The sequence below is a fragment of the Shewanella sp. Isolate11 genome (assembly GCF_022398315.1).
GTDB lineage: Bacteria > Pseudomonadota > Gammaproteobacteria > Enterobacterales > Shewanellaceae > Shewanella.
Genome location: NZ_JAKEVF010000001.1, coordinates 1,135,167 through 1,159,220 on the forward strand (window position 1 = coordinate 1,135,167; position 24,054 = coordinate 1,159,220).

Here is a 24,054-nt window from a genome sequence, read left to right on the forward strand (position 1 = left end):
TAAGCAACTGCTATGCCAATGTTTTTTATTTTTTGCAAAAAAGTAGATTTATTGTTTTTTATGTCGGGTTTATTTATCCTGTTATTTAGCCTTTTTCAAAGAGTGGGCAGGGATGAAATCTTGCTTTAGCAGCAAAGAGAAGTCCTGTTCACATACCGCTTTGCTGTATATAAATCCTTGTATTTCCTCGCATTTAAGTGCCTTTAATATGCTAAGTTGTGAAGCATCTTCGACACCTTCACCTACCACGGATAGCCCCATATTGTGAGCAATAGTAATAATGGAATCGACCATTTTTAAATCACGGTCAGATTTGTCGATATCATCAACAAAAGCCTTATCAATCTTTAACGTATCGATTGGAAAACGTTTTAAGTATGAAAGAGAGGAGTAACCAGTACCGAAATCATCTAATGCGAGGCTAACTCCCATTTTTGATAGCTGCATCATGACTTTAATAGCCTTTTCCGGCTGTTTTATGACGGTACCTTCAGTGATTTCTAGCTCTAAATTAGCTGCAGGTAACTGAGTTAGACGTAAAATTGACGCTATTCGCTGCTCAAGATCGGGTAGAGCAAATTGGAGTGACGATAAATTGACGGCTACTCGTCCATTGAATAAACCTTGTTGTCGCCAATTTTGAGCAGCGAAACAGGCTTTACGTAATACCACCTCACCAATTTCAACGATAAGACCATTTTCTTCGGCCAGTGGGATGAATTCACCAGGAGAAATCAGGCCATGTTCGGGATGATTTAAGCGGACTAAGGCTTCCATACCGGCCATTTTGCCAGTTTTCAAATCAATTTTAGGTTGATAGTGAACTTCAAACCTATCGTCGCGTAGCCCTTCGCGAATCAGGTTCTCAACTTCTAATTGACGGATGGCGTTTTTATTAAGTGATTCAGAATAGAATTGATAACGATTACCGCCTGCGGATTTGGCATGATACATGGCGATATCTGCTTTTCGGAGTAATGCCTGCTCGTTTTGATCATCTTCTGGATAGAGAACGATACCAATACTCACCCCGACAACAACACGGTCATTGGTTAACTCAAAGGGTTGGCTGAATGCATCGACAACATTATTAGCGATTACGGCACTAGAGCCTATGTCTGGGTTGTTATCAATCAAAATAGCAAATTCATCACCACCCAATCGATAGATGGTGGTATGTGATGGTATGGTAGATTCGATTCTTCGCGACACTTTGATTAGTAGTTCATCACCCACTTGATGTCCGAGAGAGTCGTTAATCTTCTTGAAATTATCAAGGTCGAGCACCATTAAGGTATGGTGAATATCTTTTTTAACTAAGTTACCAAGGGTTACCATTAAACTCGAACGGTTGGGTAAGTTGGTGAGTAGATCGTTGTTGGTTAACTTACGCAGTTCTTCTTCTTGTCGCTTACGTCTGGAGATATCTGAGAAAACGCCAACATAATGGGTTAATACTCCTTGCTCATCGTAAATGGCATCAATGGTTAATTCCATTAAAAAGCTGGAGCCATCGCCCTTAGACGCTTCGACTTCATCGCTCCAACTACCTTGTTGCTGGAGAATTGTACGGATTTGTTGTGAATAACTGGGCGGGTAAAGACTAAATTTTAAGATATTACCGATAAATTCGTCACGATTCATGATAGATAAATCACAACAGGCGGTGTTGACTTCGACAAAGTGAAATTGGTTATCTAAGATGAACATGCCTTCAGAAATATTCTCAATTGCACGTTCAAACAATCTAAGCTGTTCTTCGGCCTGTTTGAAATTACTAATATTTTTGATGGTACCTGTCATACGTAGGGCTTTATCGTTTTCATCTCTTTCTACGATTTTAGCTCTATCTAGAATCCACACCCATTGATCATCCTTACCTTTAACTCGATATGCTGCTTCAAAGTGATCGGTAACGCCATAAAAATGATTATTAAGAGCCGTATTAACTCGCTCTTGATCCATTGGGTGGATATTACTTTCTTCTCCGCTTTCACCTGATCGCTGACCATCGCGTGGAAATTCTAATGAACCCCAAATGTTGGAGCGATATATTTGTCCAGTTTCGATATCCCAGTCCCACATTTCATCGCCGCTACCCCAAAGTGAAAGCTTCAGACGCTCTTCTGACTTCGCGATTTGACGTTGAACTTCTTGTCGACGCAAAAAGGCCTTAATCATGATGGCACTTATGACAATAACAATTGATAAATATACCAATTTAGCGCTTAGTGATAACCACCAAGGTGGGGTGATTTCAATATCTATACTTTTTGTCGGACCGGGTTTGTTGGTTAAAGGATCGATTGCATGAACTTTGAAGGTGTACTCACCAGGAGATAAGTTTGTATACGTTGCTGAATCATTTCCTTTAGATCCAATCCATGTATCAGAAAGACCTTGCATCTGGTAAGAGTATTCAAGGCTAGAGTCTAAGTTACCTGGAGTGACAAACTTGAGTGTAAAGGGGTAATCAGAATATCTTAAATATAGTTTATTTGAGAATGATAACCCTTTATTTAGTGTTTGGCTGCCTACTTCTTGAGGAACATTAAATATTAGTATTTCATCGAGAAAAGTTGCTGGGAGAGGTGATGATTTTATTTTATCAGTGATTTTTTTTACTGATAATTTGGTGACACCTTCAAATCCACCAATGTAAAACATATCATCTATTCTTACAATTGATTGAGTATTGTATTCAGATTGACTTCCGTAGTTTGATGAAAATGTTGTTGAGCTTCTATCTTTGCTTATAAATATGATTTCAGAATTAGATGCTGCAATTATACTGTCTTCGAATGTTCCAATAGAGTATATAGGCTTGTTTGTTGATATTAATTGTGTTACCTCATCGTTTTTAATGTTGTAACTTAACAATGAGCTTCTGGTTCCAAAAAGTATTTCACCATTTTTATAATGTAGGTTTGTTACTAAGTCATCCTTAAATATATGACGAACTTGGTTTTCATAAATGTGAAACAAGCCTCCTTGACTAGCAACCATGATTTGATCTTCATGAAATAAAATTATATCATAGATCGGATTTCCTGGATCTATACTTATTTCTTCTTGTTTTCCATTTTTTAAATTAATTTTTATAATCTTGCCATTGAGTGTTCCTGCAACAAGAATATTATTGAACTTTTTTACAACAAAAAACTGACTATTGTTGATTATCTCGGTGTTTCTATTCATTATATCAATTGATATTAAGCCATTTGCAGTTCCGGCATAAATATGTTTAATATCTGATACGGCTGTTTTAGGCCCCGAAACTCCTGAATTATAACTCTCTAGCTTATTAAGGTCTTTATCATAGACCGAGATGTATTCGGAGTCAGATGTGATTAGTAAACTCTTATTATTCAATTTGCTTAAAGACCATATATTATGATCTATGCTATATGTTTTTAATGTATTTTGTTTCTTGTTTACAATAATAACGCCATTGTTTTGACTTGTAAGGAATATATTGTTACTTCCGATATAAATATCTGGCTTTGATATGTCCACATTCTCTAGTGGTATTTCTCCTATGGCATATGTTCCATTTTCATCTGTTTTATATAGTAAATTATTTGAATAACTATATGCGCCATTTTCATTTTGAGATATTGAGGTATATTGAGGTGGTTTGTTTTCTCGAATTTCATCGAGAGCTAATCCATCTTTAAAGAACACTATATTGTTATTTAATATTGCAATATTGTCGGCGTTCTCAACCCTTTCCGCTTTAGAATCTTCAATCTTTAAAATTATCCCATTATAGGTTCTTATAAATAATTTGTTATTAAAAGGGATTATCTTTTTTATTCCGCTAATTTCTGTTTTTATTTCTTCTTCAACTTCAAACGAATCATTATTGACTATAATTACAGTGTTTTCTGTTCCGATATACAGTTTTTTATTTGTTTGACTAATTGACCATATAGGAGTGTTTTGAATGTCTTTTATAGTTTTTATTTGGTCGAATTTCTCTGACTCTGGATTGTATACTACTAGTCCTTTATCTGTTCCGACTAATAATCGATTGTTGTTATCAATAAATAAGCTTCTAATAAAGGAGCTCGGTAATGAATTCTTGTTGTTTGAATAATAATGTTTAAATTTTTTACCATCGAATCGATTTAGTCCGTTTAGTGTGCCTAACCAAATAAATCCATATTGATCTTCTACAACAGAAGTAACAGTACTTTGAGAAAGACCTTCCGCGACATTAAAGTGATCAACTTTTAGTAATGGTTCGCTGGCGAAAACTTGACCTGTCAGCGTGATTGCTAACATGACTATGGTGACGAGCGTTGTCAGGATCTTAGGCATATTGTTTGTTTGGTTATTAGCCTGTAATGCTTGTAGGCGCTGGATGTTTAATCTACTTTTCCAGAAAGTAAATGATTTGTCAAAGAACTAGCGAGTTACAAGCCTATTAATCGTTATTATTTGCACTTTTATTTGTCAATTTGCTTAAAAATTGACAATTTAGAGTGGGTTGATAGGTGATTTTATAAATGTTTCTCGATAACAAACAGAACAATAAGTTTAGCTCTATTATGCTTTTGTGCTTCTTCAAGGTGTTGTCTGCAGTATTAAAAGGGAGAGCAGATAGGCTTCCCTTTTAGGGGGATATCGATAAATTAATAGTTAAATTTAGTGGCTTGTTGTTTAAAGCTACGCAGATCGGTGATCATATTATCTGAAGGTAATCGGTCTTGGTTTCTGTGCTGCTCTCCAGTTGTAAAGAGTACTAAACGATCACAGTGTTTGGTTCGCATCTTTTGCATCATAAATTTAATCAGATCGGAACGTGTGAGTTGGGCTATTTCATCAACCACCAACTCTCGCTGATTAAATTCATAATCTTTATTACCAATGCTCGACCAATAACGTTGCCCGCGGGTTTTCAAATTCGGATCGTGTTCCATTATTTGATTGATGAGTCCTTGCTTGGTTTGTTCCCATTGCTCGTTGGTGATCTGCATAACGGCGTAGTTGAAATCCGCAATAAATTCGTCAATAGCCTCGAGTAACTGCAGTGGGCCTGCCGTCGGAGATTGAATATAGAAAATCATTCCAGGGTAGCGATTTAAGGGTAAGTAGCCCGTACCCACCATATAACCGAGCTGTCTCTTGGTTCTTAATTCATGAAAGAAGGTCGATGACATGGTGTGATTAAGTAGGCTAAATAGCGCCATTTTTAATGGTGTTGCTTCGGCCGATTGATAGTAGACAATAATGCTACTGTCTTGATGCTCAACTAATACCTCTCTGACTAGAGTACCCAGATTATTGAGATTAATTAATTCTCGCTCAGACTCTGCACTCGGTGAAGATACCAGAGATAAGATATGGTCTAATCGTTTGCCTAATGCTTGGGCTTCTTTAGTTAACCAATCACCATAAACTAAGCCTTCGAGATGGATTTTTTCATAGAAGTTACGTACATGATCATGCAGGTCGTCAAGGGTCAGATCTTCAAGCTCTTCGGCTAAGCGTAAAGGTTCGTAACTGCGTTTTTGCAAGGTCACCGTCAGGCTGGTAAACAGCTGTGATATAGGCTTGGCACGGCTTTGGTTATACCAGTTGCGTAAGATTTGTCGTTTAATTTGCTTAAATCTATCGGCAGTAAAATTGCGCTCTCTGGCTTTATTTATTAGCAAAGAAAGCAGAGCTTCTTGTTTGCCGGTGAAGCCGGTCAAATGTAAGGTGATACCGCCTTGATGAGGATAAATATTGTAACTCAGACCTGCCACTTCTGCGGGGTAAGTACATTCTATTAAGTAGTCCAGCAGCATTTCGACATATAAACGAGTCAGTGCGGCATGACGTGGTGTTAAAGCGGCTTGCTGTGAGTCTAACGATAAATACATGTGGCCTTTGGGGACATTAAATTCATCGTCTTTACGATGCCAAATACGATAGCCACTCTCTTGCGACACGACTGTAGGGACAGGGTGTTTACTCTTATCATTGCGAGCGATAGAGTCTTCGATAATAAAAGGATTGGCTTCAGGTAAGGTAAGTTCCTCACGGATGGATGGGTTAACCCATTTAGTCAGTCGTGACTCATCAATCTCCTTTACTTGATAAGGTGAATGGTACCATGCGGCTTGCTTTTCGGTATCAAGGCCTGGGGAGACTAACTGAATGCGCATATTGTCTGGCGTCATTAAGTTAAGTAACTCCATGGTTTGTGAAATATCCAAGCCATCCATGCGGTAATCACCATAAATCACATCATTGAGATCATAGTGATGCATGTTGATGCTGAGGTGACTTGCTAAATCTAGCGGTTTAATCTGTTCTTGATATTTAAATGCGAGTTTGAGCAGGTTGGCTCTTTCTTGATAACGCCATTGTTCTAATCCCTGTGTTTTTATCAGCTTTAAATATTCAAAAGCGGCTTGAATGATATCATCCAGTTGATTCAACCCCTTTTCGGTTAGCTGAACACTGATATTGTAATCTTTAAAGTTATAGCCATTGACGCCTCCTCCCGCAGAGAGGTTACTGGCTAAGCCGCGATGTTTTAAATAACTCAGCAGACTGCCTTCGCCTTCATAGCCCAGTAAATGGCTGATAAAGGTGAGCGGCTTGCGTTTATAAAATTGCTCAATAGCTGGTAGGGTAAAGGTGATGGCGACCCTGCGCTGCTCTTTTAGCGGCACAATATTTATTTGCTGCTTTAGTTGTTCAGCGCCATAAATCGGAGTGTCAGGGTACTGTTTTGTCAGCTGACGGTTTTTCACCCCATTGAAGTAAGTTTGTGCTAACTGCAGCAGGCGAGCTAATGGCTGAGGTGCAACCAAACAAAGGGTCATTAAGTTGGCGCTGTAATGCTGCTGATAAAACTCAATTAATTCATCTCTAAGTTGCTGTTCTGGTCCGAATAAGGTCTCTAGGTTGCCAACAGAGAACTTACAAAACGGGTGCTTCGGGCTGACAGTTTCCTTTTGCACTTGATAAATACGGCGTATATCGTCTTTGAGTTTTAGGCTAAATTCGGACTCAATGGCGTGTCTTTCTCTGTCGACCAGTTCTAGATTAAAGCTAGGCGCAACAAAAAATTGGCTGAAGCGGTCGAGAGATTCTTCAAAAACCTCACTGTCGACCGAGAAGAAAAAGTTGGTTTGCTCGGTACCTGTCCAAGCATTATTACTGCCGCCATGTTGGTTAATAAATTGATGATACTCACCGGAGTCTGGATACTTCTTCGTACCCAAAAATAGCATGTGTTCAAGAAAATGCGCCATACCAGGGCGTGATACCGGATCGTCAAAGTGACCCACATTCACCACCATAGAGGCTGCGGCCTGAGTCGCTTGCATATCTTCAACCAAAAGCACTCTTATCTCATTATCAAGTTGAATAAATTGATATTGACGATGGTCATTAGGACTTTTAGTGATGAACTTAGTGCTCGGCAAGTGTGATTTATCCTTAAATGCTGAAAAAAGAGACGCTAATTGATTGAAATATCAGTTAACTAAAACAGTAAACCTACATATTGGGCTGGAAATTTTACTTTAGCAAATATCTTATCTTCTATTCGACTAATTATTAACTGACTTTAGGTTTGTTGCCTGCGACTTTAGCGCTACAATTGCGTTGAATAACAAAATATACAGTGAGAAGTAGTATGCAGCTATTTTTGATGCGGCATGGTGAGGCTGGGTACAACGCACATTCTGACCGAGAACGTGTATTGACAGAGGTCGGTCGTTATCAAACTGGGATCATGAGCAATTGGCTTGTCCAGGACATTAACGAATTTGATTTAGTAGTGGTGAGCCCCTATTTACGTGCGCAGCAAACTTGGCAGGAAGTGAGTAAACATTTTCCTGAGCCTAAGAAATGGTTAGTGCTCGATGAAGTTACGCCTTCTGCCGATCCGCAAACTGCCGTTGAATTGGTCTTGGCTTATGCTGAACAATATAATGCTAAATCAGTGTTAGTTATCGCTCACATGCCGTTACTAGGTTATATGGTTAGCGAGCTAGTAGCTGGAGTCGAACCGCCTTTATTTGCAACCTCGGGAATTACCCTGATAGATAAACAGGGCAGTAATGGCGAAATTGTTTGGCAAAATACTCCCCATACCGTGGGTTGATTTTTACTCGCTCAATAATTTAGAAATCGAAACATAAAAGGACGCTTTAAGCGTCCTTTTTTATTACAGGGCAGTTTAAGACCACTGCGGGCTGTCACCAATATCGACTAATACCAATAACGCAGCATCGCCACCCCATTCTTTAGGGGCTTTGTGAAACGCTTTGACATGCGGATGTTGTGCTAACCACATCGGAATATTTTGCTTTAAAATGCCGGTGCCATGGCCGTGCATCACGCAACAACAAGCACAATGCTGCTTAATACAGGCCTGGATCAAAGCGGCTAGTTCTAATTTTGCTTCTGTTTGACGCATGCCGTGTAGGTCGAGCAGTAGCTCGGGCTGATAGTCTCCGCGGCGCAGCCGTTTGACCTCATAACTGTCCACATCTTCTCGAGACCAACGCATTGCGCCTTCTAGAGGCAAGTGTGGTTGATAAGTATCTGAAAAGTAAGTATCAGCATGTAGCTGTGTGGTTTTCACCTCCAGCTCACGTTTTTGTTTAGGCGGCGCTTTAAAGTGGCGCTTATCCTGTGTTAACGGCTTTATGCCTTGAGTTAGCGCCGAAAATAGGCCTAAGTCATCATCTTTTTCTTTATTCATGGGGCTATTTTATTGAATCCGATGCCATCTGAATAGACTTCAGTTACAATGAGTCGGAACTATCAAGCTGGAGTAAGTTTTGGATAAGATTTTTGTTGATGAAGCCGTGACGGAATTACGTACAATCGGCGATATGTTACGTTGGGCTGTCAGCCGTTTTAATGATGCCAATATCTATTACGGTCACGGTACTGATAATGCGTGGGATGAAGCGATTGCTTTAGTATTCCATGCGCTGCATCTGCCTGAAGAGATTGGTCAGCAGGTTATTCATGCCAATTTAACCAGCAGTGAAAAACATAAAATTGTTGAGCTGATCATTCGCCGTGTTCGTGAGCGTCTACCAGTTCCTTATCTGACTAACAAAGCCTATTTTGCTGGACTTGAATTCTTTGTCGATGAGCGAGTGCTTGTACCACGTTCACCCATCGCCGAAATGATAGCCAACCGCTTTAGCCCTTGGTTATACAACAAACCCGTTAACCGCATTCTAGATATGTGTACCGGGAGTGGTTGCATTGCAATTGCTTGTGCCTACGAGTTTGAAGATGCCGAAGTCGATGCTCTCGATTTAAGTACCGATGCGCTTGATGTTGCTCAAATAAATGTTGAAACCTTAGGTGTCATGGACAGAGTTTTCCCAATCGAGTCAGATTTGTTCGCCGCGATTCCCCGCGCGCCACAATATGATTTGATTGTATCAAATCCGCCTTATGTCGATGCCGAAGATATTGGTGATATGCCTGATGAATATCACCATGAACCAGAGTTAGGTTTGGCTTCTGGCCGAGATGGGCTCGATCTAACCAAGCGTATTTTGGCAAATGCATCGGACTACCTAACCGAAGATGGCTTGTTAGTGGTTGAAGTGGGTAATTCTATGGTGCATCTGATCGAACAATTCCCTGATGTGCCATTTACTTGGGTAAGCTTCGAGAACGGTGGTGATGGTGTGTTTGTGCTTACGCGCGACCAATTGATTGAGAATGAATCACTTTTTGCTATCTATAAAGACAGTGAATAACCAATAAGTTTCTGAATGAGTTAGCTTATTTAGGAATATATATCAGATTAAATTTGAGCTATGCTCGAAGCGTCTATTAACAAAATGGGGTGAAAGTCGCAGATGTCGGGAAACAGTATTGGTCAAAATTTCGTGGTGACAACATTTGGTGAAAGCCACGGTAAAGCGTTAGGCTGCATTATTGATGGATGCCCTCCGGGACTCGAGCTGTGCGAAGCCGATATGCAACACGATCTTGACCGCCGTCGTCCAGGCACTTCTCGCTACACTACGGCCAGACGCGAAGCCGATGAGGTACAAATTTTATCTGGTGTATTTGAAGGTCAAACCACAGGAACATCAATTGGCTTAGTGATCCAAAATACCGATCAGCGTAGCCAAGACTATTCCAACATTAAAGATCAGTTCCGCCCAGGTCATGCCGACTATACCTACCAGCAAAAGTATGGTTTACGTGATTATCGTGGCGGCGGTCGTTCTTCCGCTCGTGAAACTGCAATGCGAGTTGCGGCTGGGGCGGTGGCCAAAAAATACCTAAAGCAAGTTCATGGTATTGAGATTAACGGTTACTTATCAGCGCTCGGGCCAATCACCGCTAGTAAGGTCGACTTAGCGCAAGTGGAGCAAAACGCATTCTTCTTCCCCGATGTTGATAAGCTCGACGCGCTGGATGAATATATGCGTGAGCTGAAAAAAAGCGGCGATTCAATCGGTGCCAAAGTTTCTGTGGTTGCAACCAATGTACCTGTAGGTTTAGGTGAGCCGGTTTTTGATAGACTCGATGCCGATATTGCTCATGCGCTCATGGGGATTAATGCGGTCAAAGGTGTCGAGATAGGCGATGGTTTTGATGTGGTTAATCAAAAAGGCTCTGAACATCGAGATTTGATGTCTCCCGCCGGGTTTGCTTCAAACCACGCTGGTGGCATTCTCGGTGGTATCTCTTCTGGACAACCGATTGTGGCTCATATTGCGATGAAACCGACATCCAGTATCAGTGTGCCTGGGGAGAGTATGACTATCGATGGTAAAGTCTCAGAAGTGGTGACTAAAGGTCGCCATGATCCTTGTGTTGGGATCCGCGCAGTTCCTATTGCCGAGGCCATGTTAGCCATAGTGTTAATGGATCACTTGTTGCGTCATCGTGCTCAAAACAGCGACGTTAAAAGTGCCACTCCCGTCATCGGCATGCGATAATAAATCAACCTGATAAAAAGAGGGCACGTTAAGGTGCCTTCTTTCGTTTTCACCTTTCATGAGATTAAGCCGTACACCATGAGCCTGTCCCAATCGCCACAACCGTTAAGTTGGATTAGCGCCTGCTATTTCTTCTTTTTTGCCATTCTTGGGGTTCTCGTTCCTTATCTTGGGGTGTTTTTCGAGCACCGAGGGTTTGATGCGCAGCAAATTGGTTTCCTGTTGGCGATTTTAATGGCGACTCGAATCATAGCGCCCAATATCTGGGCAGCAGTGGCCGACAAAACCGGAATGCGTGGCCAACTGGTTAAGCTGGGCTCTGCTTGTTCGGCGGTAACCTTTTTAACCTTCTTTTATCATGGCGGATTTATTTATCTTGCTGTGAGCCTTTGTATTTATACGTTTTTCTGGAATGCGATTTTAGCCCAACTTGAGGTGATCACCTTAGAAACCTTGGGTGATAACAGTGGGGGTTACGGCCGAATCCGCAGTTTTGGCAGCTTAGGTTATTTGGTGTTTGTGGTTTCGATGGGGTTTGGGATTAGCCAGTGGGGCACTGAAATTTTGCCCTTTGTTGGCTTAGGATTATTTTTGGCATTATTTGGCTGTTCACTGTCATTGCCAAATACCCGAATTGTGGTCGATAAGAATATTGATAGCCAACCCCTTAAAATTGATAAAGGTATATTTTGGTTTTTATTGTCGGCTCTGTTGCTGCAAATGAGTTCTGGGCCGTTTTATGGCTTCTTCGTTCTTTATCTTAAACAACTGGGCTATACCGAGTTTACCGCGGGTGTATTTGTGGCATTTGGGGTGATAGCCGAGATCGTCATGTTTATGTTTGCGCCGAGATTGATTGGGCGTTATGGGGTCAAGTTTTTACTTTTTGTCAGCGTGGCAATGACCGCGGTTCGTTGGTTATTGATGGCCTTTGGCGCGCAATATATGCTGCTGTTGGGATTAAGTCAGATATTGCATGCATTTACGTTTGGTTTGGTACACGCCTCTTCAATTCAATTTGTGCATCAACGTTTTGGCGTTCGTCACCGCAGTAAAGGCCAAGCTCTGTATGCCAGTTTGAGTTTTGGTGTCGGTGGTGCTTTAGGCACTTGGTTGTGTGGTTTTATTTGGGGTGACGGTTCACAAACCTGGTTGTGTTGGGCGGTTGCTGCTGGTTGTGCGGGTTTGTCGATGTTAGCGGTGTTGTGCATTCCTAAACGTGAACAGCGCAATGATAATATCCAAGCTACTAGTTAGATTAACTGTGTCAATTAAGCATATAAGTAAAAGGTGAGAGCAGGGTGAATAACAGGTTTCGTTTAGGTTTAATCATTAACCCTCTGGCTGGTTTAGGCGGCAGTGTCGCGTTGAAAGGTAGCGATGGTGTTGCCGATCAAGCATTGGCTCGCGGCGCTGAACCTAAAGCTCATTTGCGAATGACACAGGCATTACAGGTGGTTGCAGCTTATCAATCACGCATAGAGGTCATTACCGCTGCGGGGGCGATGGGTGGGGAGCTTGCTAAATCACTCGGCTTTAATGTGCAGGTGGTTTATCAAACCAGTGTAAACACCAGCGCCGAGGATACTCAGTTAGCCGCCAAAGCTATTCAGCAACATAATTTAGATTTGTTACTGTTTGCGGGTGGTGATGGCACTGCTCGGGATCTGTTTGATGTTGTCGATGAAACTCTACCGGTATTGGGTGTGCCTGCGGGAGTGAAAATCCATTCGGGAGTGTATGGCATTACGCCACATGCATCGGGAATGGTGCTGAAGATGTTGCTCGATGGTGAGCTGGTAAGCTTGATGTCTGCTGATGTTATGGACATCGATGAAACTGCATTTCGAGCTGGTACTGTTCGTGCCCGCCGCTTCGGTGAGATGTTAGTTCCAGCCGAGCCGCGCTATATTCAAGCGGTGAAGATGGGGGGCAAAGAGGTTGATAAGTTGGTGCTTAGCGATATTGCTGCCGAAGCCATTGAGCAGATGGAAGATGAGCTGTTCATTATGGGGTCTGGAAGTACGGTCGCTGCCGTGATGGAAGAACTGGGATTAGATAACACCCTACTTGGGGTCGATTTGATCCAACATCAGCAGCTAGTCGCAAGCGATTTAAGCGCGGCTCAATTGCTAGCGTTAACAGTTAATCGTCCTTGTAAGTTAGTGATCACCTTAATTGGTGGCCAAGGACATATTCTTGGTCGTGGCAATCAGCAGTTATCGCCACAGCTTGTTCGTCAGGTAGGTAAAGACAATATTATAATTCTTGCCACAAAAACCAAGTTAAAAGCACTTGAAGGTCGGCCATTAATTGTGGATAGTGGCGACCCTGAACTCGATAGTGAGCTTTGTGGCTTTTATAAAATTGTCACGGGCTACCATGATTATGTGATGTATCAGGTTGCGAACCCTGATCTTGTCACGGCATAAATAGATTTGAATAAAACTGGAGTAACCATGTTAGAGCAGTATGAACAAGCATTAGACCAATGGATTGAAACTAAAGTCGCTCAAGGTGATGACGACCAACTTTTTGCCAGTGGCTATTTGCAGGGACATTTTGCCGTGGTGCTATCTCAGCTTGAAGTTGAGCAAGATTTGTCGCAACAGGCATTGGCAGAAAAGATGCAGCTTTGTTTAGCTACAGCCAAAACGGAATTAGAGCCCGCAGATTTCGTGTTAGTGCAAGATGCTTGGGATGAGCTACGCCAGCAGATCAATTCAGGTATTGCAGCCTAACTATGACAGAGAAACCTGCCCAAACCCGCTTGGTTACCATTGGGCTAGTGAACCCTAAAAGCCCGACGAATGTTGGCGGTGTAATGCGCGCGGCGGGTTGTTATCAAGCCGATGAGGTGAGGTATACGGGTAAGCGTTATGCTTTAGCTGCTTCACATCGAGGTGAGCAATACAATACCGACACCAAACGCGTGAGCCGGAATATTCCACTGATTGGCGTCGATAATTTGTTAGATGGACTCGATGAAGATACTCAGGTTATCTGTGTCGATTTGGTCGAAGGCGCCATTCCTTTACCTGAGTTTCAACACCCTGACAAAGCGATTTATCTATTTGGCCCTGAAGATGGCACCATAGACCAATCGCTGGTGGATAACGCCGATGCCGTGGTGTATGTTCCCACCGTGGGCTGTATGAATCTTGCTTCATCGGTCAACGTTCTGCTGTATGATCGTTTGGCTAAGAGTAATACACAGGGCAGTGATGAACTGATCCGCCAAAGCCGTGACACCAATAACCGGGTTAAAGTTAAAGATCATAAAAACGCCTAAAGCATTTTAAAACAGGGCCTTGCCTTTAACCAACTTTCGCATCCACATGCGGTTAGGGTTGAGCAGCCTTAGCACGTCAACAGAGGTCGGAATGATCTCACCACATAGCTGGGCTGCGAGCAGCTCGGCAGCTAACGGACCAGATGTTAGTCCCCTAGAACCTAATCCACCTAAGACATATAAGCCGTGATGAATCGGCGCCTGATAGGCTTGCCAATATTGACCGTGCGCCTTGCCTTGAGGTAGCGCTTGGTAGCGGCTTAATATAGATTCAAAATCGGGCGCACAGCCCATCATGGGCGCATGATCTCGTGTGACCATGCGTACTCCCACTCTGGCGGAATGACCACTGATATCGACTTGTTCTTGTGCCCACTTTGCATCATAGCTGCTGCGGATTTTATATAAGTTGTCCAGTTGTTCCTTGCTGCTGTAGTCGAGGTTGTCGGGATCTTTAATATAACTGGCTCCAGTGCAATGCAGTTGTTCATGGGATGGTGTTAAATAGCCGTGGGAACAAAGTACAGTATTAAGCGATCTAAGTTCACCCCGTGATGGAATGTGGCTGACCTGACCGCGAAAACCGCTGATAGGCAGATGTTGGGTTTGTGGGTAGTCGGTAAGGTGACGGCCATTTGCCAGAACCACATTACTAAATGGGCCAAATTGCATCTGCTGTTCACCCTGTTTAGCCTCTAGGTACCACATACCATCTCGTTGGTGTATTTCGCTTATATGAGTTTGATAGTGTTGTTCGACTTGGGTGATTTTTGCCGCCTTGTCGATAGCCGCGTGGCTTAATTGTTGCGGTGAAACCCAGCCGCCAAGTGGGTAATAAATCCCAGGATGATTGATCTCAATGCCGGCAATTTGATTCGCTTTTTCTGCACTAACGGCTTGAGCAATAGATGCCGCCCAAGGCTGGCTGGTGATAATTTTGTCTAAGCGAGCATGACTGCGTTGATCAAATCCGGTTTGCAATATGCCACAAAAATCATGGCTGATATCAAATCCTTGCTGAGTCAAAGATAAAATGCGTTGTCGGCTAAATAGATAACCTTGTATGAAATAGTGGCTAAGCACTCCATGTTCTGGTGTCAGTAGTGGATAGATGGCGCCTTGTTTATTGCCTGAGGCTTGCTGCCCTGGTGCTTGATCCATACAAAACAGTGATACTGCTTGGCCGCGCTCAGCAAGCGATAGTGCTAGGCAGGCGCTCGCGACTCCTCCCCCGATAATGGCGATATTTCCTGTATTAGCAGCCTCTAAAGGATTGTCGTTTAGGCTGGCATCTTGCTGCTGTTTTAGCGCTTGGCGCTCTTTGAGAGCAATCTCTTTACTGATGTTATCGACATTAAAAACCGGCTTTGTTTCGATGTAGAGTTTGTCACTTTCATGCCCACTCTTACTCTCACTGTCACGGCCTAATATATGAAGTGCAAAGCCTGCTTGATTGGCCTTAGGGTAGAAGCTATTGATGGCTTCACTGCTCAGCTGCTGATAAAGATCGCTTGGCAATAACACTTGGCTTTGTGGCGTTGAAAGTCTAGCCATTTGCCATAGAGCACCTTGGGACAAGGAATCAATAACGTTAATGCTGCTGGGGATCCAATGGCTAATCCCTTGTGCGCCATTGCTGCAAAGCTTTCTTAGGCTAGTTTCAATCTCACCAATATGCAGATGAATACGTGATTTTCCCTCTCGGGCAATAACTGTGTGGCTACCTTGGCATTCGCTGCGATAGATATCGTTAAGTTGCAGGCGAATGTCTTCTAAGCTTGTGCCATCAAAGGTATGACACTGCGTGACTAAATCAGCTAAATCATGGTGCTGAGCAATAAATAGATGAACAACTATAGTGATAGATGATGGGATGACAGCGAATCGCTGTAATAGGGGAGTGAGTTGCTCTCCCATTATGGCGATACAAGGTGACTGTTGTGTGTCAGAACGGCTTAATAAATCTGTCATCGTTTTTTTATCACTTATATTTATACTCATTTGCGGTTTTTGTTCGCGTTCTGCGGTTAAGGAATTTACTCTTAAACCGTTATTAGGCATTATTTTACCTGCCTTTATGGAAAGCTGACCACTTAATTGCACTAAAAGCGCTACTATTGGCGCAGCAAAATTGGTACTAGATGTACGGAATGGATAGTAAATAATGAAAAGAGTCGTGATCACCGGGCTTGGCGTCGTTTCAAGTATTGGTAATAACAAGCAAGAAGTCACCGAATCACTCAAAGCGGGTCGCAGTGGTATTACTCACTCAGATCAGTTTGAAGAGATGAACCTACGTAGTCATGTCTGGGGTGATATCAAGTTAGATCCTAAAGAACATATCGATCGTAAAGCGTTACGTTTTATGGGTGATGCAGCTGCCTACGCTTATATCGCAATGGAGCAAGCAATCGCCGATGCAGGGTTAACTGAAGAGCAATATTCAAATCCCCGTGTAGGTATTATTGCCGGTACAGGTGGTGCATCATCGGCTAACCAAGTACAAGCTGCCGATACCCTGCGTGAAAAGGGGGTTAAGCGCGTTGGACCTTATATCGTTCCTCGTATCATGGCGAGTACTGCGAGTGCTTGTCTAGCGACACCATTTAAAATTAAAGGCATGAACTATTCAATTAGCTCTGCTTGTGCAACCAGTGCTCATTGTATTGGCCACGCGGTTGAACTGATCCAGATGGGCAAACAAGATATGGTGTTTGCGGGTGGTGCAGAAGAAGTTGATTGGACGCTCACCATGGGCTTCGATGCTATGGGTGCACTATCTACTAAGTACAATGATTGCCCAGAAAAGGCTTCACGTACTTATGATGCTGACCGTGATGGTTTTGTTATCTCTGGTGGTGGCGGCATCGTAGTTGTCGAAGAACTTGAACATGCACTTGCTCGTGGCGCAAAAATCTATGCTGAAGTGATTGGTTATGGCGCATCTTCTGATGGTTATGACATGGTTGCTCCTTCAGGTGAAGGTGCTGTGCGTTGTATGCAGATGGCTTTGGCTGATGTTGATACGCCTATCGATTACATCAACACTCATGGTACTTCTACGCCAGTGGGTGATATGCGTGAACTCGAAGCGCTAGCAGAAACCTTTGGTGATAAGCTTCCAGCAATTGCATCGACTAAGTCGCTAACGGGTCACGCCCTTGGTGCTGCTGGTGTACATGAAGCTATCTATAGCTTAATCATGATGGAAAACAGCTTTATTGCGCCAAGCATCAATATTGATAATGTTGATGAGAAAGCGGTTGGTATGCCAATTGTGACAGAATATCGCGATGCTGAACTGAATACTATTATGAGCAACAGCTTCGGTTTCGGTGGTACCAACGCAACTTTGGTCATGCGTAAATATAAGTAATTGCCTACAGCAATGACTCAATAAAAAAGGGAAGCTTATGGCTTCCCTTTTTGTTTCCTTATTTAAGCTCGATTGGCATAAACAAGTGAGTTAATTTACGTGCATTTGGTTCACGTATATTGTGGCTATCGTCTTATATTGATTGGCCTTACTCTTATTGAGCATTAAGCTGCTGGCCAGTGATCTCTTTTGAGTCATCACCCATAAGATAAAGATAAGTCGCCATGATCTCTTCGGGTGTTTTTAATGTCTGCGGATTTTCTGCAGGATAAGCATTAGCACGCATCTTAGTGCGAGTGGCGCCGGGATTAATACTGTTGGCGCGAAGTGAAGTGCCTTGGTATTCGTGGGCAATTGATTGCATCATTCCTTCGGTGGCAAATTTTGAAATAGCGTATTCGCCCCAGAAAGCACGTCCTTGTCGACCCACACTGCTAGAGGTAAATATGATTGACGCACTCGGCGCTTTTTTCATTACCGGGATTAGCGCTTTGGTCATCATGATCTCTGCAACCAAATTAACTTGAAGTACCTCTTTTACTGAGCTCATAGAGATATGCTCAAATGGACCAAGCACCCCTAATAAACTGGCATTGTGCAGTAGGCCATCAAGGTGACCAAATTGCTGTTCAATGGTCTCAGCCATATCAATATAATTTTGCTCCGTTGCGCCATTAAGATCTAAAGGCACAATTGCTGGAGTAGGGTAGCCAGCTTGTTCTATTTCGTCATAAACAGCTTCAAGTTTTTTGACTGTGCGTCCAAGTAGAATAACGGTAGCGCCATGCTGGGCATAAGTCAGTGCGGCAATACGCCCAATACCATCACCTGCTCCTGTGACAAGAATCGTTTTATCTGTTAATAAATCTTTTGCTGCCTGATATTCCAACATGAGTTCATTTTTCCTGTTAGCGGAATTACCCGCTATTTCTATGGTTTAAATAAGCCTAAAACAAGCGTTTAAAACAAATGATTCATTTCAGGCTGTTTATCTATTGTTCAGATGTGACAAAAATGTAGCTAACTCACTAATTTTACGTTAACTTGATTAATACTAAGGACTAAAAAAGTCCTATTGGTCACGCATGGATGACTATTGTGACCAATTTTTTGGGAAAACAAAATTATTACAACAAGATTTGGGGAAAAAAGATGAAAAGACTCTTTTTAGGGGTCGCAATTGCGTCCGCATTAGGAATGGCTGGCTGTAGTGAAGACAGTGTTGATGAACTGGCAGCAAATACTCAACCACTGCTTCCTCAATCTCATATTGCATTTGATCCTGCTAATAGTGTTGTACCGCTACCAAATGACCTGTTATTTAGTGGTACTACCGATGGCACTCTCACTATGCCAGGCGAAATGAGTGACGGTAGCAGCGACTATACCGATCCTCAGATGGCCTTGGGCGCTCTCGATGGTTGGTCTACCACATCTCCTATTTCAATCTCAGTTGATCCAGCCGATGATCATGATGGCAATCCGCAAAGTTTGTCTGCCGCTTCGGTATTTCAACCTGGAGCAGTACGCGTTTTTGAGGCAACCGTTGGTGGGCCGTTATCATCGGATCCAGAATGTCAGTCAGCGCCTTCGGTATCGGCTTGTAAAGTCGGTGATGAATTACAGTTTGGCGTTGATTTTGTTTCAAAAGCATCGGGTAATACCATCGCCATCGTGCCGCTAAAGCCACTGAAACCTGGGCAATCATATCTTTATGCAACCACAACACTGATCCAAGACTCTGCCGGTCAGGCGGTTGCTGCGTCTTCAAGCTATAACTCGTTAAAGCTGGATATCGAAACGCAACCGCTGGAAACCGACGATCAGTTGATGTTGCAAACTTTAGTCAATAGCTATGAAAAAGGGATGTCAGCTGAGCACGGCGTCGACACATCGACCATTACCTATTCTGGTTTGTTCACGACCCAATCGATTGCTGACGTCTATGAGACGACCAAATTATTGATGCTGCAAGATGGTTCTCCTTTTGCGCCATCGATGACAGTGCCTCAGCCACATCCACTTGGATTGACAGTTGCTCAGGCGGCGGGATTAACTTCGGCAGATGGTGTGGCTTATGCGCTTGCTAGTTTGGCCGATGTATATGTCGCAGAACTCACACTACCAACCTATGGCAGCTGTAGTTCGGCAAGTTGTTCTGGTATCGATGGCCATTGGAAAGCCCTAGGCGACAGTCCTGTTGCTGTATTGCTTGCGCTGCAGGCGGGTACCATGAGTCAGCAAAATTATGCTGCTCAAGCCATGGCTTATGGCATAGACCCTACAGCGGCTCTTGCCGATCCGGCCTTGTTAGCTGGTAAAGCTTGGTTACTCGATGATGGTACGGCCGCAGATAAGGCAAAACATCTGACCAAATTTAATCCCATTCCTGCACCTACTGGCAGTGAAACTGTGCCAGTGTTGATTTCAATGCCGAATGCTCAGCGTTTGGCTGCATTTTATGCCAGTCAGGGAGGAACTTTCACTCCACCGACAGCAGGCTGGCCAACGACGATTGCGATGCATGGTTTAGGCGGCGCGAAAGAGATGTCATTGGCTTATGCTGGTAGCTATGCTGCAATGGGCGTTGCTACTATTGCCATCGATATGCCACTGCATGGCGCGCGTTCATTCGATGCTGACGGCGATGGCATCTATGAGGTTTCTGCAACAGATCCAAGTTTTGGGGCGATTATCGGTACACCTGATGCCTTTAATAATGGTAATCCATTAGTGTTTGTGAATATCGAAAGTACCTTGTCTGTCCGTGACAACTTTAAACAAGCTACGGTTGATCATCTTGCGTTGCGTGTCGCACTTACCGGACTAGCTGGTGGTCTGGAGCAAGCGCAAATGCCGCAGATGTTTGATGTGAGCAAGATCAGTGCTCAGGGACTTAGTTTAGGTGCCATTGTAGGAGCCGATTTTGCAACTTATGCCAATAGCGGTTTGACTCACCCTGATGGCAGCGATTTAAGTTATGTTCATGCCTTAAATGCGGTGTCTTTGGTTGCACCATCGGGCGGATTATCGGGTACCTTTATTGGTTCAGCCACTTTTGGACCAGTCCTGTTTGCCAATGTCACAGCAAGCGCGACGTTCCAAGCTTTGGTTGATGCCGCTAATACTCAAGGTTATGCGCCTGGTAGCACTGAATATGCCGCCCTAGTGCAAGCCGTTTATGCTGAGTTTTTACCGACGTTTGCCTTTGCGGTACAAACCGTGATCGATGGCGCTGATCCGATTAACCATGCGGCAATGTTAAAAGATACGGGCTTACCGGTTCATGTTATCGAAGTGGTGGGCGATGGTAGCAATTTAGCCGATCAGGTTTTGCCTAATAGCGTCGATAACTTCCCGACAGCGGGTACCGAACCCTTTATTGCAAACCTTGGCTTAGGCTGTATTGACAGCACTACGGCAGGTTCTGGTGCTGTTCGCTTTACCAAAGGGCATCACAGCTCGATAGTGAGCCCAAGTGAAGTGCCTAGTGTGACCGATGGCAGCGCTGCGGCCGCAACGGCTGAAATGCAGCAGCAGGTGGCTGGTTTTGCCAATAGTGCTGGCCAAGGTCAAGCGACAATCATGGTGACAGATAGTACTGTGATCCAACCTTGTCAGTAACCTCGCAGGTTTGATGTAAGAGCCCAGCTTCGGCTGGGCTTTTTGTTGTCATTCTAAAACCACCTCCTATGGAGGTGGTGAACGTCTGATTTAGGCTATGCCTGAAGGTTGCTCATGCTAAATACTAACTTTGTTTGTAACCAGCAAATAAAGAGAGGTAAATAGCATGAGCAGATATGAATCAGCTTCGCACGNTTGTCATTCTAAAACCACCTCCTATGGAGGTGGTGAACGTCTGATTTAGGCTATGCCTGAAGGTTGCTCATGCTAAATACTAACTTTGTTTGTAACCAGCAAATAAAGAGAGGTAAATAGCATGAGCAGATATGAATCAGCTTCGCACGTTTTCTACAGGTGCCAATATCACATAGTTTGGACTCCAAAGTATAGGTATCGAATTCTAAAAGGAAATGTGRGTAAAGAGGTTCATCGTAGTATCTACATCTTCTGTAATATGAAGAAATGTAAAGTAGTCGAATTAAATGTTCAGTTGGATCATGTTCATCTTGTTGTGAGAACGCCGCCGAGTTTAAGCGTGTCAGAACTGGTTGGTGTATTAAAGGGAAGAACAGCGATTAGATTGTTTGCGAAGTATCCGTATTTAAGAAAGAAGAAGTTGTGGGGTAATCATTTCTGGCAGCGAGGATATTTCGTTGATTCGGTAGGAGCAAACGAAGAAATAATTAGGCGATATGTGCGACATCAAGACAAACAAGAGAAGGAAGAAGCCGAGCGTCAATTACAATTGAACGTTGATTAATGAATAAGCCCCCTTATAGGGGGCCAATCAAAGCCACCTTCTATGAAGGTGGATTTTTACTNCGAAGAAATAATTAGGCGATATGTGCGACATCAAGACAAACAAGAGAAGGAAGAAGCCGAGCGTCAATTACAATTGAACGTTGATTAATGAATAAGCCCCCTTATAGGGGGCCAATCAAAGCCACCTTCTATGAAGGTGGATTTTTACTAAGGTATTCTTGTTGGTGTCACGGTTATTATTTAACCAGTTGGTGACATCCATTGGTATTATTCAAGACAGTGCTGATAGAATAGCGAGCAATTAAAAAACAGTCATATCCATTACAGTAAATGCTTTGGTGAGCAGTTCATATTGGAATTGGGATAAATGGCCTTAACGGAGCTTAATTTTGGAATTTTTGTACGAGTACGGACTCTTCTTAGCTAAAGCTATCACTATCGTTGTCGCGATTGCAGCAGTGGTGATTATTATTTTAGCCTCAGCGGTTAAGCAAAAGGCTGATAAAGGTGAGCTTAAGCTAACCAATATCTCTGATGATTTAGAAAAATTAAAACATGATTTAAAAGAGGAACTGCTAACTAAGAAGCAGTTTAAAGCCTACGAAAAAAGTCTCAAAGCCGAGCAAAAACAGAAAGATAAGGCTGAGAAGAAACAAACTGAGCCAGAGACGACCCCTAGAGTTTTTGTTATTGATTTTAAAGGCAGTATCGATGCAGGCGAAGTGGCTTCGTTGCGTGAAGAAATCAGCGCCATTTTGACCATTGCTGAACCTAATGATGAAGTGGTGATTAATGTCGAAAGTGGCGGCGGTATGGTGCATGGTTATGGATTGGCTTCTAGCCAACTTGATCGCCTAAGAAGTGCCGATATACCTTTGACCATCTGTGTCGATAAAGTCGCCGCCAGTGGTGGCTATATGATGGCTTGTGTGGCGAATAAAATTTATGCTGCGCCATTTGCGATTGTCGGTTCTATCGGTGTTGTCGCGCAGATCCCGAATTTCAATCGTCTGCTGAAGAAACATGATATTGATTATGAGCAGCATACTGCGGGTGATTTTAAGCGCACGCTAACCGTTTTTGGTGAGAATACTGACGAAGGGCGTGAGAAGTTCCAACAAGAGTTGGAAGAGACTCATGTGCTGTTTAAAGCCTTTATTGCTAAATATCGCCCTGAGCTTGATATCGCCAAAGTGGCTACCGGTGAACATTGGTATGGACAGCAGGCGTTAGAACTTGGGCTTATCGATGGGCTATCAACCAGTGACGATGTCATGATGTCACTAGCGAAAGATAAGACGGTCATTAAGGTGCGTTATCAGCTTAAGAAGAAGATTGCCGATAAAATTGCGCATGGAGCATCACTTTGCGTCAATGCGGTATTTAATCGTATGGCAGAGAAGAATCAGCCTCTAAGTTAGATTCTATTGCTGTTAGTCAACAAAAAGCCCACATCATTGTGGGCTTTTTGCATTTTGGCTATTGAGTGCTGGATTTTTTCAGCCAAGGCGCCACGAAGTCGGCGATTTGCGCTTGGGCGTCTTCATTTGGGTGAATACCGTCCGCCTGCATCAATTCAGGGTGAATTGCGATATCCGTCATGAAGAAAGGCATTAGGGTGACTTGTTGCTCTTGGGCCAAATCTTGGTAAACCTGAGTAAACATCTTGGCGTATCGCGGGCCATAATTGGGCGGCACCATGACCTCGCTTAGCAATACTTGGGCACCAGCCTGTTTGCTCAGCTGGATCATTTTTGTAAGATTTTCTTTCAGTTGTTTGGGTGAGAAACCCCGTAGGCCATCGTTTCCTCCCAGTTCAATTAACACCAGCTTTGCTTGAGTCGATTCGAGTAAAGCGGGCAATCTACGGGCGCCGCCAGCCGATGTTTCTCCGCTGACAGAGCCATTAATGATCGATAATTCCGGGTGTTTATTTTGTAATAAATGTACCCAACCTTTATCTTGCTCCATACCATAGCTTGCACTTAAGCTATCACCTAAGATCAATATCGGGTTAGCATGGGCGGGGACGATAAAGAGTATCAAGGCCATTCCTAACAGCCTAG

The 24,054-nt window shown here is 43.2% G+C and carries 17 protein-coding genes and 1 pseudogene; 12 read left to right on the forward strand and 6 right to left on the reverse strand.

Annotation, left to right across the window (positions count from 1 at the left end; genetic code table 11):
• Window positions 1-81: 81 nt before the first annotated feature.
• Together L1D21_RS04900 and L1D21_RS04905 are read right to left on the reverse strand one after the other, a co-directional pair.
• On the reverse strand, window positions 82-4,323 hold the full coding sequence (locus L1D21_RS04900) for an EAL domain-containing protein (RefSeq protein WP_239844096.1): 4,242 nt from the start codon (window positions 4,321-4,323) through the stop codon (window positions 82-84).
• A gap of 314 nt (window positions 4,324-4,637) precedes the next feature.
• Entirely contained in the window at window positions 4,638-7,427 is a 2,790-nt protein-coding gene (locus L1D21_RS04905) for an insulinase family protein (protein ID WP_239844097.1), read from the reverse strand.
• Between the two features lie 212 nt (window positions 7,428-7,639).
• Between L1D21_RS04905 and sixA the strand changes: the two genes are divergently transcribed.
• Window positions 7,640-8,110, forward strand: a complete 471-nt coding sequence (gene sixA, locus L1D21_RS04910) for a phosphohistidine phosphatase SixA (RefSeq protein WP_239844098.1) — start codon at window positions 7,640-7,642, stop codon at window positions 8,108-8,110.
• 75 nt (window positions 8,111-8,185) lie between these two features.
• Here sixA and smrB read toward each other — a convergent pair whose 3' ends face one another.
• Complete coding sequence (gene smrB / locus L1D21_RS04915) at window positions 8,186-8,713, reverse strand: endonuclease SmrB (RefSeq protein ID WP_239844099.1); 528 nt, start codon at window positions 8,711-8,713, stop codon at window positions 8,186-8,188.
• A 79-nt stretch (window positions 8,714-8,792) separates the two neighbouring features.
• Here smrB and prmB point away from each other — a divergent pair, with 79 nt between their 5' ends.
• The 6 genes from prmB to L1D21_RS04945 all read left to right on the forward strand — a co-directional run bounded on the left by prmB (window position 8,793) and on the right by L1D21_RS04945 (window position 14,226).
• The gene (gene prmB / locus L1D21_RS04920) at window positions 8,793-9,737 is read left to right on the forward strand and encodes a 50S ribosomal protein L3 N(5)-glutamine methyltransferase (protein ID WP_239844100.1); all 945 of its coding nucleotides are present in this window, start codon (window positions 8,793-8,795) and stop codon (window positions 9,735-9,737) included.
• A 102-nt stretch (window positions 9,738-9,839) separates the two neighbouring features.
• Entirely contained in the window at window positions 9,840-10,934 is a 1,095-nt protein-coding gene (gene aroC / locus L1D21_RS04925) for a chorismate synthase (protein WP_239844101.1), read from the forward strand.
• 78 nt (window positions 10,935-11,012) lie between these two features.
• Window positions 11,013-12,191 (forward strand): MFS transporter, encoded by a 1,179-nt coding sequence (locus tag L1D21_RS04930; protein WP_239844192.1) that lies wholly within the window; start codon window positions 11,013-11,015, stop codon window positions 12,189-12,191.
• 44 nt (window positions 12,192-12,235) lie between these two features.
• Entirely contained in the window at window positions 12,236-13,366 is a 1,131-nt protein-coding gene (locus tag L1D21_RS04935) for an ATP-NAD kinase family protein (protein ID WP_239844102.1), read from the forward strand.
• Between the two features lie 27 nt (window positions 13,367-13,393).
• Complete coding sequence (locus L1D21_RS04940; RefSeq protein ID WP_239844103.1) at window positions 13,394-13,675, forward strand: YfcL family protein; 282 nt, start codon at window positions 13,394-13,396, stop codon at window positions 13,673-13,675.
• 2 nt (window positions 13,676-13,677) lie between these two features.
• Window positions 13,678-14,226, forward strand: a complete 549-nt coding sequence (locus L1D21_RS04945) for an RNA methyltransferase (RefSeq protein WP_239844104.1) — start codon at window positions 13,678-13,680, stop codon at window positions 14,224-14,226.
• A gap of 6 nt (window positions 14,227-14,232) precedes the next feature.
• Here L1D21_RS04945 and mnmC read toward each other — a convergent pair whose 3' ends face one another.
• A complete protein-coding gene (gene mnmC, locus L1D21_RS04950) occupies window positions 14,233-16,197 on the reverse strand; it encodes an FAD-dependent 5-carboxymethylaminomethyl-2-thiouridine(34) oxidoreductase MnmC (RefSeq protein ID WP_239844105.1) in 1,965 nt (654 codons plus the stop codon).
• A 193-nt stretch (window positions 16,198-16,390) separates the two neighbouring features.
• Here mnmC and fabB point away from each other — a divergent pair, with 193 nt between their 5' ends.
• A complete protein-coding gene (gene fabB, locus L1D21_RS04955; protein ID WP_239844106.1) occupies window positions 16,391-17,602 on the forward strand; it encodes a beta-ketoacyl-ACP synthase I in 1,212 nt (403 codons plus the stop codon).
• A gap of 154 nt (window positions 17,603-17,756) precedes the next feature.
• Here the strand turns inward: fabB and L1D21_RS04960 are convergent, their stop codons facing one another.
• Window positions 17,757-18,494, reverse strand: a complete 738-nt coding sequence (locus L1D21_RS04960; RefSeq protein WP_239844107.1) for a YciK family oxidoreductase — start codon at window positions 18,492-18,494, stop codon at window positions 17,757-17,759.
• Window positions 18,495-18,754: 260 nt separating this feature from the next.
• On the opposite strand from L1D21_RS04960, the gene L1D21_RS04965 reads away from it, so the two are divergent.
• From L1D21_RS04965 to sohB, 4 genes and pseudogenes are all read left to right on the forward strand, one after another.
• Window positions 18,755-21,226, forward strand: coding sequence for a VolA/Pla-1 family phospholipase (locus L1D21_RS04965; protein ID WP_239844108.1), 2,472 nt, complete (start codon window positions 18,755-18,757; stop codon window positions 21,224-21,226).
• 316 nt (window positions 21,227-21,542) lie between these two features.
• Complete coding sequence (gene tnpA / locus L1D21_RS04970) at window positions 21,543-21,986, forward strand: IS200/IS605 family transposase (RefSeq protein ID WP_239844109.1); 444 nt, start codon at window positions 21,543-21,545, stop codon at window positions 21,984-21,986.
• Between the two features lie 63 nt (window positions 21,987-22,049).
• Window positions 22,050-22,136: pseudogene (locus tag L1D21_RS04975) on the forward strand (IS200/IS605 family transposase); the annotation flags it as partial.
• A gap of 241 nt (window positions 22,137-22,377) precedes the next feature.
• Window positions 22,378-23,409: a protease SohB gene (sohB, locus tag L1D21_RS04980; RefSeq protein ID WP_239844110.1), complete on the forward strand. Its 1,032-nt coding sequence runs from the start codon at window positions 22,378-22,380 to the stop codon at window positions 23,407-23,409.
• Window positions 23,410-23,467: 58 nt separating this feature from the next.
• On the opposite strand, the gene L1D21_RS04985 is transcribed toward sohB, so the two are convergent.
• Window positions 23,468-24,040, reverse strand: a complete 573-nt coding sequence (locus L1D21_RS04985) for an arylesterase (protein ID WP_239844111.1) — start codon at window positions 24,038-24,040, stop codon at window positions 23,468-23,470.
• Between the last annotated feature and the right edge of the window lie 14 nt (window positions 24,041-24,054).

Coding starts and splice junctions, on each gene's coding strand:
- L1D21_RS04900 (WP_239844096.1), bottom strand. CDS start 4,323: ATGCCTAAGATCCTGACAACGCTCGTCACCATAGTCATGTTAGCAATC.
- sixA (WP_239844098.1), top strand. CDS start 7,640: ATGCAGCTATTTTTGATGCGGCATGGTGAGGCTGGGTACAACGCACAT.
- smrB (WP_239844099.1), bottom strand. CDS start 8,713: ATGAATAAAGAAAAAGATGATGACTTAGGCCTATTTTCGGCGCTAACT.
- aroC (WP_239844101.1), top strand. CDS start 9,840: ATGTCGGGAAACAGTATTGGTCAAAATTTCGTGGTGACAACATTTGGT.
- L1D21_RS04930 (WP_239844192.1), top strand. CDS start 11,013: ATGAGCCTGTCCCAATCGCCACAACCGTTAAGTTGGATTAGCGCCTGC.
- L1D21_RS04940 (WP_239844103.1), top strand. CDS start 13,394: ATGTTAGAGCAGTATGAACAAGCATTAGACCAATGGATTGAAACTAAA.
- L1D21_RS04945 (WP_239844104.1), top strand. CDS start 13,678: ATGACAGAGAAACCTGCCCAAACCCGCTTGGTTACCATTGGGCTAGTG.
- mnmC (WP_239844105.1), bottom strand. CDS start 16,197: ATGACAGATTTATTAAGCCGTTCTGACACACAACAGTCACCTTGTATC.
- fabB (WP_239844106.1), top strand. CDS start 16,391: ATGAAAAGAGTCGTGATCACCGGGCTTGGCGTCGTTTCAAGTATTGGT.
- L1D21_RS04960 (WP_239844107.1), bottom strand. CDS start 18,494: ATGTTGGAATATCAGGCAGCAAAAGATTTATTAACAGATAAAACGATT.
- L1D21_RS04965 (WP_239844108.1), top strand. CDS start 18,755: ATGAAAAGACTCTTTTTAGGGGTCGCAATTGCGTCCGCATTAGGAATG.
- L1D21_RS04985 (WP_239844111.1), bottom strand. CDS start 24,040: ATGGCCTTGATACTCTTTATCGTCCCCGCCCATGCTAACCCGATATTG.